Here is a 15,624-nt window from a genome sequence, read left to right on the forward strand (position 1 = left end):
CTAAATTTGCATATTACTTATTCCCCAAAGAGGCCTAATCGCGATGGATCTGTTCGACAGCATGCGCATCTTCGTGCGCGTCGTGGAGCGAGGGTCGTTCTCTGCGGTCGCGCGCGAACTGAACGTCGGGCAGCCCGCGGTGAGCAAGCAGGTCCGTGCCCTGGAGCAGTATCTGGGCGGGCCGGTGTTCGCCCGCAGCACCCGGCACCTGGCGCTGACCGACCAGGGTCAAGGCTTCTACAACCACTGCCAGGAGATCCTCGGCCAACTCGAAACCGCCACGCGCAGCTTCGCCAGCGGCCAGGAGCAGATCGCAGGGCCGCTGCGAGTCGCCGCCCCGGTCAGTTACGGCAGGCTGTGCATTGCGCCCCTCATCGGAACCTTTCTGCAGCGCCATCCCGACATCCGGATCGACCTGCGCCTGAGCGATCACAACGAAGACCTGCTCAAGGAGAACATTGACCTGGCCATCCGGATCGGCGTGGTGAAGAGCGAAGGCCTGGTGGCCGCGTCTCTGGGCAACAGCACGCGGCGGCTGTATGCCTCACCCGCCTATCTGGAGCGGCACGGCCTGCCGCGCGCGCCCGCTGAACTGGCAGACCACAACTGCATCGCGTTCACCTTGCTGGAGCACTACGACAGCTGGCACTTCACCCGCGAGGCAGAAGCGCTCGATGTGACCATCAAGGGAAACGTCACCAGCAACAGCAGCGAGGCCATCCGCGAAATGGTCCTGCACGGCCTGGGCATCTCCCTTTCGCCAGAATGGCTGTTCGCCGCGGATGTCGAACAGGGCCGCGTGCGTACCCTGCTCGACGACTATCAGGCCACGGCGCTGCCTGTCAGCGCCGTATTCAGTCGTGAGCGACGACGTTCAGCCCGGACGATGGCATTCATCGATTTTCTGCGGGAGCACCTGTAAGTCTCCCCAGACGAAGCGCAGGCCCGCGCTCATTGCCATAACGGATACGCCTGTCGGCTCGCGATGATGAAGTCCGGCAAGTCCAGTTGCACACACCAACTCGGCTTCATCCGCTTCCGTCGCCGGTAACTGAGGTTCCTGCGGGCGCGCTGCCAGTGCGCTGTGTCGATAACCGGCCCAGAGCGCGCTCAGATTTAGACGATCTGTTGCATAAGTTCGACGATCTGAATCCGAAAGCAAAGCCTGCCTCCCTAGTATTGATTCCAAGCTTGTTCAACAAGTGGTCAATCAACCTACTGGAGAATCACCATGACCCGTATCGCTGCTCTCTCCCTGGACCAAGCCCCTGCTGGCTCGCGTGCTGCTCTTGAAGGCGTGCAAAAAGGTCTCGGGTTCATTCCCAATGCATTCAAGACCCTGGCTCACTCCCCGGCTGCATTGAATGGTTACCTGGGCCTCTCCCAGACGCTGGGTAAGGGCTCGCTGAGCGCCGCAGAGCGTGAGGTCGTTGCCCTCGCGACCTCGGAAATCAACGGTTGCGACTACTGCCTGGCCGCGCACAGCTTCTTTGGCGCCAAGGCGGGATTGAACGATGAGGCCATTCACAAGGCCCGTACCGGCACGCTCAGCGCGGTCGCGGCGCTGGCGCATCAGATCACCGAAAGCCGCGGCCGATTGAGTGATGCACAGATCGCTGCGGCGCGCGAGGCAGGTCTTGCCTACAGCAAGATCGTGGAGGTGGTGGCACAGGTCACGCTGTTAACCCTGACCAACTACCTGAACAACATCGCCGCTACCGATATCGACTTCCCGCCATCGTCACATTGAGAGGGTAACCGCCATGAGCCAAGTGACTATCTACACCACCCAGCGCTGCCCTTACTGCGTGAGCGCCAAGCGACTGCTATCGAGCAAGGGCGTCACCCCATACGAGATAAACGTTGAAGAATCGCCCCAGCACCTGGCGGAAATGATGCAGCGATCCCAGCGCAGAACCGTCCCGCAGATATTCATTGGCGAGGTGCATGTCGGCGGTTTTGATGATCTGGCGAGTCTCGATCACAAGGGCGGGCTCGATGCGTTGCTTCACTCCTGATGCGAAACGGTGCTTCGGAATGTGACCCCATCCGAAGCACCCTTTTTTCGAATCGATTCCTGGCCACGCCTGTCCTTTGGGTCTTGACGCTAGACCGGCTGATGGTTGCGTCCCCTTTTTCGCCAATGGATCAGCGACGAAGTCGTCCCCACCCTCCACGACCACTACCGCTCCCCAACCGCCAGCCCGCGCCGCGTGCTGATGACCTGGGCCGACCAGCGCATCGCCGCCCTGAAGTGGCAAGGCGAAATCTGGATCGCCCGCCCCGACCTGCCGCGCCTCATGGCGACGAACGACGATCGGGCACTGGGGCACGGACCGAGCTGGAGGCGGTAGGAGCCGGCTTGCCGGCGAACGCGGCGAGGGCTTTCGCGAGCGAGCAGGCGTCGGGTTGTCGTCGCCTTAAAGCTGTAGAGGAAGAGAAACGCCGTAGGGAGCTGCGGCGTTTTTTTGGTGGTAGACGTTTGGAGTGCGGATATCAGCCAGGAACGACCATGAAAGATGAAGAGTCAATCGGTCACGCTCTGCTTATGCCTGTCTTTTTACTGCCAGATCCGTCTTCGCTTTAGCGCCGAAGACGATTGAGGCAATGACCAGGAGCATGCCGATCAAATGCCCTGCGGACAGTAACTCACCCAGTACAAAGAAACCGATCAAGGCTGCACTAACCGGCATTACACCAGTGAACAGCCCCGCCACATTGGCAGGAACCTCAGAGATTCCTCTGTACCACAGCAGGAAGGACAGTACGCTCGCGGTGATGGAGTAAAGCAGCACCCAATACCAAATCTCAGCGTCGGCAGCGTTCCAGTCAAAAGCAATCGCCTGGGGTATGGCCAGGGGAAGGAATAGAAGTGCACCTACAAGATTGACACCAAATGCCATGCTCCAAGGGTGTACGGTCAATGACAGACGGCGAGAGAAAACAGCAAAGATTGCTTCAGCAAGAACGGCGCCCAGTACCAATGCGTTGCCCAGCATGCTGCTCTTTCCGGAAGCGCTTGCGTCCTGCAGGTTCAGTAAAGCGATCCCCAGTACTGCAAACACAATAGCTATTGCTCCTCTGCTGTCGACCCGCTCACGAATCCATATCCATGCCAGCAGCGCGATTATTGAAGGAAGTGCACTGGTGATTACCCCCGCACTGGTCGCCGACGTATAAATGACGCCGTAGAGCATAAAAACACTAAACAAGAAGCAACCGAAAAAGGATTGCATGAACAGCCCACCCCAACTGGCCTTATTGAGACCTTGGCGGAATGACGTCTTGAGCATTCCCGGGGAAAGAATGATCGTCGCAATCGCGAAACGCAGTGCCGCGAAAAGAAATACAGGGAGATCTGCCACTACTATCTTTCCGATACCAATATTACTACCCACCATACACATTGACAGAGCAAGGCAGAGATAAGCAATTATTGGTGCCCTTGAAGTTTTATGCCGCATGATTATTTCCGTATTCCTTAAGACCTTCCGATATACAGGCACTCGTTTCTTGAGCCGAGAACCCTTCTCCAACTCGAACCATGGTTGCCCCATGGGAAATCGCAAATAAACAATCGCTGCTGACGCCAATGCCTTGAGTGGAGTACTGATATCCAATAGATTCACCCCTGTTCTGCGGCAACCCCATAGATCATGGTGATCGCTGGAAGCTCAACTCCTACAAAGCTCAACTTCGTACCGACTCCTGACTCAACGGTGACGCAAGGCTTGAAGCATCACATATCCAGACCACTGCCAGATTTAAACCCTCCAAGCAAGGCAATAACTGATAGACATCTTAATAGTTATCACCTCCTTCTATAAACGCAAGACAAGGATGACTCTTTCGCCCCCGGATTACACGTCATATGTGTTAGGAAAGCCTCATTCATCCGCACCAGACAATTCATCTAAAAACAGTAATGAAAGTAAAAGTCGACTGCATGTTTTGGCTGACGACTTTGGAGTTAAACCCGCCTGAAGTGGATAGCTGCCTCTGGCCGCTGGCATTCCTTGGATAACAGCCGCCCCAAAACAAAAAGACACGCCCCAAGGCGTGTCTTTTTCATTCGACCGAACGGACTCAGCGACTTATCCACTGGCCCCCTGCCCCAGCGCAGCACCCTGCCCTTCCCGCGCGCGGCGGCGGGTGATGAGCAGGCCGGAGCAGACCACGACGATGGCCAGGGCCGGTGTGGAGAGCACGTCGATGCGGTGGTCCGGGCGGAAGAGCATGAGGACCAGCACGCCGCTGATGAAGAGGATCACGCCCCAGGTGAGCCAGGGGAACAGCCACATGCGGTAGCCCAGGGTCTTGCCTTCGGCCGTGAGGCGCTTGCGCAGGCGCAGCTGGGAGATGGCGATGACGGTGAGGAAGGCGGCGCCTGTGGACAGCAGCACGGCGATCAGCGGGGTACCGCTGCGGTTGGTGACCTAGACGCACACCGGGGCATCGCCACGGCGGCTCAGGGAGTAGAGCATGCGCGAGGCGGTGCCAAGGGCCACCCAACCTGTTGAGCCACCACCAGCACTTTGCGCTCTCCAGAAACGCAGCGGCGGAGATCCTCGACGAGGTCGCCGCCTGGGAAGAAGCGCTCAAGGACCACTATGCGCAATACCTGGCCGGCGCCGAACTGGACGCAGCCGTAGACGCAACCAGCGGACGCAGACTCCTCGACTGAGTAGCGCAATGCCTTCGCCCGCTGCTGCTCGGCACGGAATCCGACACCCGTAAAAGTCCCGCCCCTTGCCCTGCCCTACCCGCTTACCTATGCTGCGGCCCGTCACGGTCAATCCCGTGGCCGGGTGTAGCGACCCGAAAGACATTGGCGCGATTGCGCCGCAAGGTGCATGCGAGAAACGGCGGACGTTTCTTGCAGGCATCGACGCGCATGCAGTTTTTACTGCAGTGCTCTATGGCAGATCGCGTGGGGAGGCCCCCGGGTCTGCCGGTTCCAGTATGCCGGTTCGTCAACCCTGCGCGATCTGCCACCCCAATGTTTGACGACGTTAGTGGCAGCTCCTCAATCTCATACTGGAGCTTCACCATGCATGACGCATACACCCCCATCGTTTTCCAACGCCACTGCCATCAACTGCGCGCCGTGATGATCGACAACCAGCCCTGGTTCGTCGCCTTCGATTTCGCCCTGATGATCGCCGCCACCCGCCCCTACCGGCTCACCAAGCGCATCTACCCCCACCAACGCCGCTTCGCCGTCCTCCAGCACCAGAGCGGCACCTGCGAAGAGCTGGAGCTGGTGAACGAAGCCGGCCTCTACCGCGCCCTTTACCGCTTCGGGCACCCCGAGCATTGCGCCCTCAGCCAATGGATCAGCGACGAAGTCGTCCCCACCCTCCACGACTACTACCGCTCCCCAACCGCCAGCCCGCGCCGCGTGCTGATGACCTGGGCCGACCAGCGCATCGCCGCCCTGAAGTGGCAAGGCGAAATCTGGATCGCCCGCCCCGACCTGCCGCGCTTCATGGCGACGAACGACGATCGGGCACTGGGGCATGGGCCGAGCTGGCGACGGCTGCCGTAGGCCGTAGGAGCCGGCTTGCCGGCGAACGCGACGGGGTTTTCGCGAGCAAGCTCGCTTGTATGTCGTAAGGTGGGTCTGTCGGGGGTGGAGGGACTGAGCTCGCTTCTGCAAGACAGACGGTAGGAGAACTCCCCCACTCCTGGCTCACGACAAGCGCCGATAAGGAATCCATCGACTCGAGTAGCCGCTCGAGATCGACCATATCTGCAAGCCTGCGCACAGGTGAGCCCCCCGACAGACTCATTCATCTTGTCGGCCGGAATCGCACATGACAACCCAATCCCCCATCATCGGCATCGACGTGGCCAAGGACAGCCTGAGCCTGTATCGCGCCGACCTGGACCAGTACTGCACCCTGGACAATGACGCCCGCAGCATCCGCGCCTGGCTGAAGACGCTCCCCGGCGACTGTGCCTTGGCAGTGGAAGCCACCAGCACCTATCACGTGCAGCTGGTCGACCTGGCCCATGCGCGTGGTCATCGCCTCTATGTCATTGATGGCTATCGCCTGAGCAATTACCGCAAGGGCATCGGTGGCCGCATCAAGACCGACGCCAGCGATGCCCGTCTACTGGCCCGTTATCTGGCCCACGAACAGGCCCAACTGCGGGTCTGGCAACCCGCCGGCAAGGCTTACCGGCTGCTGCAAAGCCTGCTGCGACGCCGGGCGACGCTGATCCGCAGTGCCACGGCGCTGCGCCAGAGCTTTGGCCATGACACCCAGTTCAAGGTGTCGATGAAAGCGGCGCTCAGCTCCCTCAAGCGCCTGGAGCAGCGCCTCGATCAGGACATTGCCCAGGCCCTGAAGGACGCTGGCCTGGCCGAGCAGGCCAAGCGTTGCCGGGCCATTGAAGGCATCGGCCCGCTAACCGCAGCAGCCCTGAACATGGCCTTTCAGCGTGGCCCCTTCCGCAACAGCGACGCCTTCATCGCCTTCCTGGGCCTGGATGTGCGCGCGAAGGAATCGGGGCGCTACAGCGGACGCCGCAAGTTGAGCAAACAGGGCGATCCGGAGGTCCGGCGGCTGCTACACAATGCCGCCATGGCCGCCAGTCGCACCAAAGCTTGGCAGAAGCTCTATCTGGGCTACCTGGAGCGTGGTCTGAAAAAGACCGAAGCCCTGACCATCCTGGCACGGAAACTGGCTCGAATTGCCTTCGCCCTCATGAAGACCCAGCAGCCGTATCGGTCACCAACCTGTACGGCGGGGTAGACATAGAATCTCCTACGCGAAGCGTTGGTACAGCCATCCCGCCGTAGCTCCGATGAAGTCCTGCGGGCGGACTCTGTTGCCGCTCCATGTTCGCGAGCGAGCAGGCGCCGGGTTGTCGTTGCCTTAAAGCTCTGGAGGAAGAGAAACGCCGTAGGGAACTGCGGCGTTTTTGGGGATATGGAAAGGCTGGGATCGGCCAGAAGCAGCCGTTTGTCATCGGCCCAATTCGCTCGAAAACAGACGGATCGATTCACTTGCCACTACGAAACCGACATCCCGTAATTGCTCCACCTCTTAGCCAACGACTAAACTCCCCTGCATGAAACGCCGCCTTCGGTTCCTCCTCGTCTTTCTGATCAGCCTGGCGCTTCCCCTGAGCGGGATGGCGGGCGTCGAGGCGCCGGCCGAGCCCTGTCCGATGCAAGCCGCCGGCATGAGCCAGATGGCGGACATGGATATGGACTGCTGCCATGACCTGGACAAGATGGCCGAGCATGGCAAGAAAGCCTGCAAGACGGGCCAGGAATGCAAGACCGGCAGCATGCTTCAGGTTTCAATCCTGAAACCACCGGTCACCCTTACCGGGCCTGTGCTCGCCGACTCCTACCCTGTAGCTGTTCCCGACCGCTCCCCTGCCGATCTCTGGCGACCTCCCTGCGTCTGATTCCTCTCCCTGTCTGAACTCCCCACCTGCATCGCTTCCGACTGCGGGAGGGCACGCGCCTACGCGCTGAATATTCAGAGGAATCGTCAGATGACTTCCTTGAGTCCTTGCCCCGGGCTGCCTGTTGCGGCCGCCCTGGCAATGATGCTGTTTGCCTTGCCGAGCCAGGCGGCCTCGCTGTCGCTGGACGACGCGTTGCAGCTGGCAGAGCGCAATGCACCGTCCTTGTCCGCTCAAGCGGCCAAGTTGGATGCGGCGAAAAATGCCGCGATACCCGCCGGCGAACTGCCGGATCCCAAGCTCGCCCTGGGCGTGCAGAACGTCCCCATCGAGGGCGAAGACCGCTGGAGCCTCGACCGCGACTTCATGACCATGCAGATGGTCGGCGTGATGCAGGAGATGCCCAATCGTGACAAGCGCAAGGCGCGGGTCGAAACGGCCCAGGCTTCGGTGGATCGGGCTACAGCCGAGGCGGAAGCCGAACGCGTGAAAGTCCGCCGGGAAACCGCCCTGGCCTGGATCGCGACCTACACCGAGCAGCGCAAACTCGCCCGATTCGACGACTTCTTCCGGGAAAACCGACTGCTGGCGGAGACCGTTCGGGCCCGCCTGGCGGGAGGACGCGGCCAGGCGCTGGACGCGGTCGAGCCCAAGCAGGAAGCGGCCCAACTGGCGGAGCAGCAGGACGATCTGGCACTCCGGGTGGCCCAGGCGCGAGCGGCACTTAAGCGCTGGGTCGGCCAGGAGGCTGCGCGGCCCCTTGCCGGTGACTTTCCGCACTGGCCCATCGATGCTTCCAGGTACCTGCACGCCCTGCATCGCCATCCCGAACTGGCGACCTACGAGCCGATGGCGCGGGAAGCCGAAGCCCAGGTGCGCGAGGCCGAAGCGGAGAAGAAATCCGACTGGAGCTGGGAGGTGGACTACCAGCGCCGTGGGCGCGAATTCGGCGACATGATGACCGTGCAATTCACCTTCGACCTGCCGCTTTTTTCCAGTACTCGCCAAGACCCGAAGATCGCTGCGCGACGGGCCCAGGTCGGTCAGCTGGAGGCCGAGCGCGAAGCCCTGCTTCGCGAGCACGCCCAGCAACTGGAAGCGGATCTGGCGGACTACCAGCGCCTGGATCGGGCGGTGGCCCGCAGTCAGTCCACCCTGGTGCCCCTGGCCGAAGAGAAGGTGGCGCTCGCCCTGGCGGGTTATCGCGCCGGGAATACCGAGCTGGCCAGTGTCATCGCGGCACGGCGCGAGCTTGTCCAGGCCCGACTCAAGGAGCTCGACGTGCAAGGCTTGAAAGCATTGGCTGCTGCCCGCCTTTACTTCACCTACGGAGAGGGCCGCCCATGAGCCGTGCATCCTGGAAGCTGCCAGCGCTGATGAGCCTGGCTCTGCTCGTAGGTGCGGCAGGCGGTTACTGGTTTGCGGCCCAACGGGGTCCGGATGGAGTGCCGACGGTCACCGATGGCAATCGCGGCGCCCCCGCAGCCGAACGTCAGCCGCTCTACTGGTACGACCCCATGTTCCCGCAGCAGAAGTTCGACAGCCCCGGCAAATCGCCCTTCATGGACATGCAGTTGGTACCAAGATATGCGGATGAAATGGGAGAAAGTACTGCTGTCCGCATAGAGCCGGGCATCCAGCAGAACCTCGGTGTGCGGTTGGCCTCGGTCACCAAGGGGAAACTGGAGCAAAGCCTGCAAGTAAGCGGCGTCCTGGCCTTCAATGCGCGCGAAGTGGCACTGGTACAGGCGCGGGCCGGTGGTTTCGTCGAGCGCACCTACGTCCGCGCACCTGGCGATCTGATTGCGGCCGGCGAGCCCCTCGCCGACCTGTTGATTCCCGAGTGGGCCGCCGCCCAGGAAGAGTTTCTCGCGCTGCGCCGCAGCGGCGACCCGGCCATGTCGGCTGCAGCTCGTCAGCGTCTACGCCTGATCGGGATGCCGCCGGAGCTGATCACTCGGGTCGAGCGCGGCGGAAAAGCCAGGCCAGTCATGACGCTGACCAGCCCCATCAGCGGTGTGATTCGCGAACTCGACGTGCGCATTGGCATGACCCTGTCCGCCGGACAGACCCTTGCCAGGATCAACGGCCTGGAACACGTCTGGCTGGAGGCGGCCATCCCGGAGTCCCAGGCTGGCGCATTGCAAATCGGGCAGACGGTCGAAGCCCGGCTACCAGCCCTCCCCGGCGAAGTGATCCACGGGGCGCTTTCCAGCGTGCTTCCCGAGAGCGACCCGCAAAGCCGTACGTTACGCGTGCGCGTCGAACTGGCCAATCCCGACGGCCGCTTGCGGCCAGGCATGACCGCCCAGGTTCGACTGAACCAGTCAAGCCAGACCGATCTGTTGCTGCTGCCCAGTGAAGCGGTCATTCGCACGGGCAAACGCGCGCTCGTGATGCTTGTAGAAGAAAACGGTCGCTTCCGCCCGGTTGAAGTCCAGCTGGGTCAGGAGAGCGAAGGTCAGGTAGCGGTGCTCGAAGGATTGGCCGCCGGCCAGCAGGTCGTCGCCTCCGGGCAGTTCCTGATCGATTCGGAAGCCAGCCTGCGGGGTATCGAGGCCAGGGCACTGGGCAAGCCAACGATGCCCATCGACCGGCCCACCCTGCATGAAGCCGAGGGCAGCATCGTCGAAGTCGGTGCCCAGGAGCTGACGATTTCCCACGGCCCCTTCAAGACCCTGGGGATGCCCGGCATGACCATGACCTTTCCCCTGGCCAGGCCCGAACTGGCGCGGGGCCTGAAAGCGGGTGACCGCATCAGCCTGAAAGTGCGCGAGGGCAATTCCGGGTTGCTGATCGAGCAGCTGGAGAAACTGGAGAGTGCGCCATGATCGAGAAGCTGATTCGCTGGTCAGTCGCCAACCGGTTCCTGGTGCTGCTGGCTACTCTATTTGCGGTGGCCTGGGGCATCTGGTCGCTGCGCAGCACCCCTATCGATGCCCTGCCCGACCTCTCCGACGTACAGGTCATCATCCGCACGTCCTATCCAGGCCAGGCCCCGCAGATCGTCGAAAACCAGGTCACCTACCCGCTGACCACCACCATGCTTTCGGTGCCCGGGGCCAAGACGGTCAGGGGCTTCTCGTTCTTCGGTGACAGCTTCGTTTACGTGCTGTTCGAGGACGGTACCGACCTGTATTGGGCGCGCTCGCGGGTGCTTGAATACCTGAACCAGGTGCAGGGGCGCTTGCCCGCCGCCGCCAAGCCCGCGCTGGGCCCGGATGCCACGGGGGTCGGCTGGATATTCCAATATGCCCTGGTCGACCGCAGCGGCACTCACGACCTGGCGCAACTTCGAGCGTTGCAGGACTGGTTCCTCAAGTTCGAGCTGAAGGCCCTGCCCAACGTGGCCGAAGTCGCCACGGTGGGCGGCATGGTGAGGCAGTACCAGATTCAGGTCGACCCGATCCGCCTCGCCAACCTGGGTATCACCCAGGGCGAAGTGGTCGAGGCCATCGGCAAGGCCAATCAGGAAACCGGTGGTGCCGTGCTGGAACTGGGCGAGGCCGAGTACATGGTCAGGGCTTCCGGCTACCTGAAGACCCTCGCCGACTTCCGTGCCGTGCCGTTGAAACTAACGCCCGAGGGCACGCCCATCACCCTGGGCGATGTGGCGACGATCCAGCTCGGGCCGGAGATGCGCCGGGGCATTGCCGAACTCGATGGCGAAGGGGAAACCGTCGGCGGTGTGGTGATCCTGCGCAGCGGGAAGAACGCGCGTGACACCATTGCCGCCGTGAAGGCCAAGCTCGATGAGTTGCAGAAGAGCCTGCCCGAGGGCGTGGAGCTGGTCATCACCTATGACCGCAGCCAACTGATCGAGCGGGCGGTGCGCAACCTCAGCCACAAGCTGATCGAAGAGTTCATCGTGGTCGCCCTGGTTTGCGCCGCGTTCCTCTGGCACCTGCGCTCCTCCATGGTGGCCATTGTCTCGCTGCCGGTGGGCGTGCTGATCGCGTTCGCCGTCATGCGCTACCAGGGCATCAACGCCAACATCATGTCTCTGGGCGGGATCGCCATTGCGATAGGCGCCATGGTCGACGCCGCCGTGGTGATGATCGAGAACGCCCACAAGCGCGTTGAGGCCTGGAACGCCAGCCATCCCGGCGAAACCTTGCGCGGCGAGCAGCACTGGCGGGTGATGACCGATGCGGCGATCGAGGTCGGCCCCACGTTGTTCTTCAGCCTGATGATCATCACCCTGTCGTTCATCCCGGTGTTCACCCTGGAGGCCCAGGAGGGCCGCCTGTTCGGCCCACTGGCCTTCACCAAGACCTACGCGATGGCCGCCGCCGCGGGTTTGTCGGTGACGCTGATTCCGGTGTTGATGGGTTACTGGATACGTGGACGGCTGCCAGCCGAGCAGCGCAATCCGCTCAACCGTGGGTTGATTCGCCTGTACCAGCCGGCGCTGGATGCCGTGCTGCGGTATCCCAGGGCAACCCTGGTGGTGGCCCTGCTGGCATTCCTGACCACGCTCTGGCCGGTTTCGCAGCTGGGTGGAGAGTTCCTGCCGCCACTGGACGAGGGCGACTTGCTCTACATGCCTTCGGCGCTGCCTGGCCTCTCCGCACAGAAGGCCTCGGAGCTGTTGCAACAGACCGACCGGCTGATCAAGACCGTCCCGGAAGTGGCGGGTGTGTTTGGCAAGGCCGGACGCGCCGAGTCCGCCACCGACCCAGCACCGCTGGAGATGTTCGAGACCACGGTACGCTTCAAGCCCAAGGATCAGTGGCGTGCGGGAATGACCAGCGACAAGCTGGTGGAGGAGCTAGATCGCGTGGTCAAGGTGCCGGGCCTGACCAACATCTGGATTCCGCCGATTCGCAACCGGATCGACATGCTGGCGACAGGCATCAAGAGCCCTATCGGGGTGAAGGTCGCCGGGACGAATCTTGCTGAAATCGACCAGGTGACCCAGGCCGTCGAGCGTGCTGCCAGGACGGTGCCCGGCGTGACCTCGGCCCTCGCCGAACGCCTGACCGGCGGACGTTACATAGATGTGGATATTGATCGGCAGACGGCCGCTCGCTACGGGATGAACATCGCCGACGTGCAAGCCATCGTCGCCAGCGCCATTGGCGGCGAAAACATCGGCGAGACCGTGGAAGGGCTTGCACGCTATCCCATCAACCTGCGCTACCCCCGTGAGTGGCGGGACTCGGTCGATGCCCTGGAGCGACTGCCCATCTATACCGCCCAGGGCGGCCAGATCACCCTCGGAACGGTGGCGCGGATCCGGATCACCGATGGGCCGCCCATGCTCAAAAGTGAAAATGCGCGCCCTTCGGGTTGGGTGTACATCGACGTTCGCGGGCGAGACCTGGCCTCGGTCGTGGCGGATCTGCGCCAGGCCGTCGAGGCCTCGGTGACACTGGCGCCCGGCATTAGCCTCAGCTATTCCGGGCAGTTCGAATTCCTGGAGAGGGCCAATGCCCGTTTGAAACTGGTGGTGCCGGCCACCTTGGCGATCATCTTCGTTCTGCTCTACCTCACCTTCGGCCGCTTCGACGATGCCCTGCTGATCATGGCCACCCTACCGTTCGCGCTGACCGGAGGCGTCTGGTTCCTCTACCTGATGGGCTTCAACCTGTCGGTCGCGACCGGTGTGGGTTTCATCGCGCTGGCCGGCGTGGCGGCCGAATTCGGCGTGATCATGCTGCTCTACCTGAAGAACGCCTGGACCGAGAAGCAGGATGCCGGGCACACGACAAACGAAGACTTGCGGGGCGCCATTCGGGAAGGAGCGGTACAGCGCGTACGTCCCAAGGCCATGACAGTCGCCGTCATCATCGCCGGCCTGCTGCCGATCCTCTGGAGTGGCGGAAGCGGCAGCGAAGTGATGAGCCGCATCGCCGTACCCATGGTCGGCGGCATGATCACCGCGCCGCTGCTATCCCTGTTCGTCATCCCGGCGGCGTATTGGCTGATGCGCCGTCGTACCCAACCCCACCCCACTTCGCAAACCACCCTTGGAGAAGTTTCATGAGAGCAGCACTCACCACTGCATTTGCCCTCGTTTTGAGCTCGGCCCTACCCGCCCTCGCCGACGATATGTCCGGCATGAACATGGGCGACACGACAAAGGAGCCCGCCCAGGTGCAGGCGCAAACCGCCACGGCAAGTGGCACGGTCAAGGCAGTCGATCCAGCCAAGGGCACGGTCACGATTTCCCATGGGGCCGTGCCGAGCCTTAAATGGCCGGCGATGACCATGGCCTTCGCTGCCAGCCAGGAACAACTCGAAAGTGTTGAAGTGGGAGAGAAGGTCACCTTCGAGTTCAAGGCGGAAGGCATGAATGCCTCCATTCTGAATATCACCAAGGCGGAATAACGGTCAGCACCGTCGAGGAGTCCGATCTCAGTGCGAAAGTGCTGCTGCAAGACGGCTCCTCTTCCGAGAAGAAGTGTGTTCCCGCCATAGGGGACCAACACTCGCAATGGAGCGATGTTTGCAAGCTTTCAGCGGCCGCCATTGGCCGATAGCTGCCCCAAAACAAAAAGACACGCCCCAAGGCGTGTCTTTTTCATTCGACCGAACGGACTCAGCGACTTATCCACTGGCCCCCTGCCCCAGCGCAGCACCCTGCCCTTCCCGCGCGCGGCGGCGGGTGATGAGCAGGCCGGAGCAGACCACGACGATGGCCAGGGCCAGTGTGGAGAGCACTTCGATGCGGTGGTCCGGGCGGAAGAGCATGAGCACCAGCACGCCGCTGATGAAGAGGATCACGCCCCAGGTGAGCCAGGGGAACAGCCACATGCGGTAGCCCAGGGTCTTGCCTTCGGCCGTGAGGCGCTTGCGCAGGCGCAGCTGGGAGATGGCGATGACCAGGTACACCAGCAGAGCGATGGCGCCAGAGCTGGCCATGAGGAAGCCGAATACCTTGGAGGGCACCAGGTAGTTGGCGATGACGGTGAGGAAGGCGGCGCCTGTGGACAACAGCACGGCGATCAGCGGGGTGCCGCTGCGGCTGGTGACCTGGGCGCAGGCCGGGGCATCGCCACGGCGGCTCAGGGAGTAGAGCATGCGCGAGGCGGTGTAGAGGGAGGAGTTGAGGCAGCTGGTGACCGAGGTGAGTACCACGAAGTCGATGATGGCCTTGGCGTGGGGCACGCCGAGGGTGTCCAGCACGGTGACGTAGGAGCCTTCGCTGGCCAGGCGCGGGTCGGTCCAGGGCACCAGGGCGACGACGATGAAGATCGACAGGATGTAGAACAGGGTGATCCGCCAGATGACGGAGTTGGTGGCCCTGGAGATCTGCTTGCCGGCGGCGTCGGATTCGGCGGCGGCGATGGTGACCACCTCCGCCCCCAGGAAGGAGAACATGGTGATGAGCATGGCGCTGAGCACGGCGCCGAAGCCGTTGGGCATGAAGCCGCCGGTGTCCCACAGGCGCGAGACGCCGCTGACGCCGGTGCCGGGCAGCAGGCCGAAGATGGCGCAGGCGCCGAGGATGATGAAGCCGATGATGGCGGCCACCTTGACCAGGGCCAGCCAGAACTCGAACTCGCCGTAGTTCTTCACGCTGAAGAGGTTGGTGGCGGTGAGCAGCAGGGTGATCACCAGCGACAGCACCCAGATTTCCAGCTGCGGCACGTAGGTGTTGATGATGGTGGCGGCGATGTTGGCTTCGATGGGGATGATGAGTACCCAGAACCACCAGTAGAGCCAGCCGATGGTGTAGCCGGCCCATTTGCCGATGGCCTGGTCGGCGTAGGTGGAGAAGGAGCCGGTGTCCGGGGAGGCGACGGCCATTTCGGCCAGCATGCGCATCACCAGTACCACCAGCACGCCGGCGAAGATGTAGGCCAGGATGGTGGCCGGACCGGCTTCGGCGATGGCGCGGCCGGAGCCGACGAAGAGGCCGGCGCCGATCACGCCGGCGATGGAAAGCATGGTCACGTGACGGGACTTCAACCCGTGACTCAGGTTGTTCTTATCTGTCTGCATGGCATTACCTTTGTTCTTGTCGTGCCCGTTGGGCAGCATCGGTATCCGCGCTCACCAGAGCCGCGGGACCCAAAAAGCCCGCGCTGCCCCGGACGGTGTGGCGGGGCAGGCGGGTGAGCAGGGACCAGGGTGACGCTCTAAATCGTGCGGCCTGCTGCGCGTCGGTCTGACGGCGTTGAGCGCGGCTTCGAAATGCTCATTTACCGCTCGTAAACTCGGCTTTCTCAGCCACGCTCGCCTTGTCAGCCT

Annotated in this window: 14 protein-coding genes and 1 pseudogene; 12 read left to right on the plus strand and 3 right to left on the minus strand. The window is 62.4% G+C overall.

Features of this window, described 5'->3' with window-relative positions; genetic code table 11:
* The first annotated feature begins 43 nt into the window (after positions 1-43).
* The 4 genes from KF707C_RS20665 to KF707C_RS20680 all read left to right on the plus strand — a co-directional run bounded on the left by KF707C_RS20665 (position 44) and on the right by KF707C_RS20680 (position 2,354).
* Positions 44-922, plus strand: a complete 879-nt coding sequence (locus KF707C_RS20665; protein ID WP_003456817.1) for a LysR family transcriptional regulator — start codon at positions 44-46, stop codon at positions 920-922.
* Positions 923-1,231: 309 nt separating this feature from the next.
* Positions 1,232-1,750 (plus strand): carboxymuconolactone decarboxylase family protein, encoded by a 519-nt coding sequence (locus KF707C_RS20670; protein ID WP_036994378.1) that lies wholly within the window; start codon positions 1,232-1,234, stop codon positions 1,748-1,750.
* A 13-nt stretch (positions 1,751-1,763) separates the two neighbouring features.
* Positions 1,764-2,018 (plus strand): glutaredoxin 3, encoded by a 255-nt coding sequence (grxC, locus tag KF707C_RS20675; RefSeq protein ID WP_036994375.1) that lies wholly within the window; start codon positions 1,764-1,766, stop codon positions 2,016-2,018.
* A 105-nt stretch (positions 2,019-2,123) separates the two neighbouring features.
* Positions 2,124-2,354 (plus strand): hypothetical protein, encoded by a 231-nt coding sequence (locus KF707C_RS20680; RefSeq protein ID WP_096368050.1) that lies wholly within the window; start codon positions 2,124-2,126, stop codon positions 2,352-2,354.
* Positions 2,355-2,546: 192 nt separating this feature from the next.
* Here the strand turns inward: KF707C_RS20680 and KF707C_RS20685 are convergent, their stop codons facing one another.
* A complete protein-coding gene (locus KF707C_RS20685; RefSeq protein WP_036992876.1) occupies positions 2,547-3,464 on the minus strand; it encodes a DMT family transporter in 918 nt (305 codons plus the stop codon).
* A gap of 630 nt (positions 3,465-4,094) precedes the next feature.
* Positions 4,095-4,505 (minus strand): annotated as a pseudogene (locus KF707C_RS20690) (GABA permease); the annotation flags it as partial.
* An 11-nt stretch (positions 4,506-4,516) separates the two neighbouring features.
* On the opposite strand from KF707C_RS20690, the gene KF707C_RS29365 reads away from it, so the two are divergent.
* The 8 genes from KF707C_RS29365 (at position 4,517) to KF707C_RS20725 (ending at position 13,758) form a co-directional block, all read left to right on the plus strand.
* Entirely contained in the window at positions 4,517-4,684 is a 168-nt protein-coding gene (locus KF707C_RS29365) for a hypothetical protein (protein WP_003447969.1), read from the plus strand.
* Between the two features lie 366 nt (positions 4,685-5,050).
* Entirely contained in the window at positions 5,051-5,548 is a 498-nt protein-coding gene (locus KF707C_RS20695; protein WP_096368051.1) for a BRO-N domain-containing protein, read from the plus strand.
* Between the two features lie 268 nt (positions 5,549-5,816).
* Entirely contained in the window at positions 5,817-6,761 is a 945-nt protein-coding gene (locus tag KF707C_RS20700) for an IS110 family RNA-guided transposase (RefSeq protein WP_003450664.1), read from the plus strand.
* Positions 6,762-7,080: 319 nt separating this feature from the next.
* A complete protein-coding gene (locus tag KF707C_RS20705; protein ID WP_036992124.1) occupies positions 7,081-7,425 on the plus strand; it encodes a hypothetical protein in 345 nt (114 codons plus the stop codon).
* 90 nt (positions 7,426-7,515) lie between these two features.
* Positions 7,516-8,772: a TolC family protein gene (locus KF707C_RS20710; RefSeq protein ID WP_003450111.1), complete on the plus strand. Its 1,257-nt coding sequence runs from the start codon at positions 7,516-7,518 to the stop codon at positions 8,770-8,772.
* On the plus strand, positions 8,769-10,256 hold the full coding sequence (locus tag KF707C_RS20715; protein WP_003450109.1) for an efflux RND transporter periplasmic adaptor subunit: 1,488 nt from the start codon (positions 8,769-8,771) through the stop codon (positions 10,254-10,256). Before KF707C_RS20710 ends, KF707C_RS20715 begins: the two co-directional genes overlap by 4 nt.
* Positions 10,253-13,414, plus strand: a complete 3,162-nt coding sequence (locus KF707C_RS20720) for an efflux RND transporter permease subunit (RefSeq protein ID WP_003450107.1) — start codon at positions 10,253-10,255, stop codon at positions 13,412-13,414. The genes KF707C_RS20715 and KF707C_RS20720 overlap by 4 nt, the downstream gene beginning before the upstream one ends.
* Complete coding sequence (locus tag KF707C_RS20725) at positions 13,411-13,758, plus strand: copper-binding protein (protein ID WP_036992121.1); 348 nt, start codon at positions 13,411-13,413, stop codon at positions 13,756-13,758. The genes KF707C_RS20720 and KF707C_RS20725 overlap by 4 nt, the downstream gene beginning before the upstream one ends.
* A gap of 219 nt (positions 13,759-13,977) precedes the next feature.
* Here the strand turns inward: KF707C_RS20725 and gabP are convergent, their stop codons facing one another.
* Complete coding sequence (gene gabP, locus KF707C_RS20730; RefSeq protein WP_003450124.1) at positions 13,978-15,375, minus strand: GABA permease; 1,398 nt, start codon at positions 15,373-15,375, stop codon at positions 13,978-13,980.
* Between the last annotated feature and the right edge of the window lie 249 nt (positions 15,376-15,624).

The sequence above is a fragment of the Pseudomonas furukawaii genome, from assembly GCF_002355475.1.
Taxonomy (GTDB): Bacteria; Pseudomonadota; Gammaproteobacteria; order Pseudomonadales; family Pseudomonadaceae; genus Metapseudomonas; species Metapseudomonas furukawaii.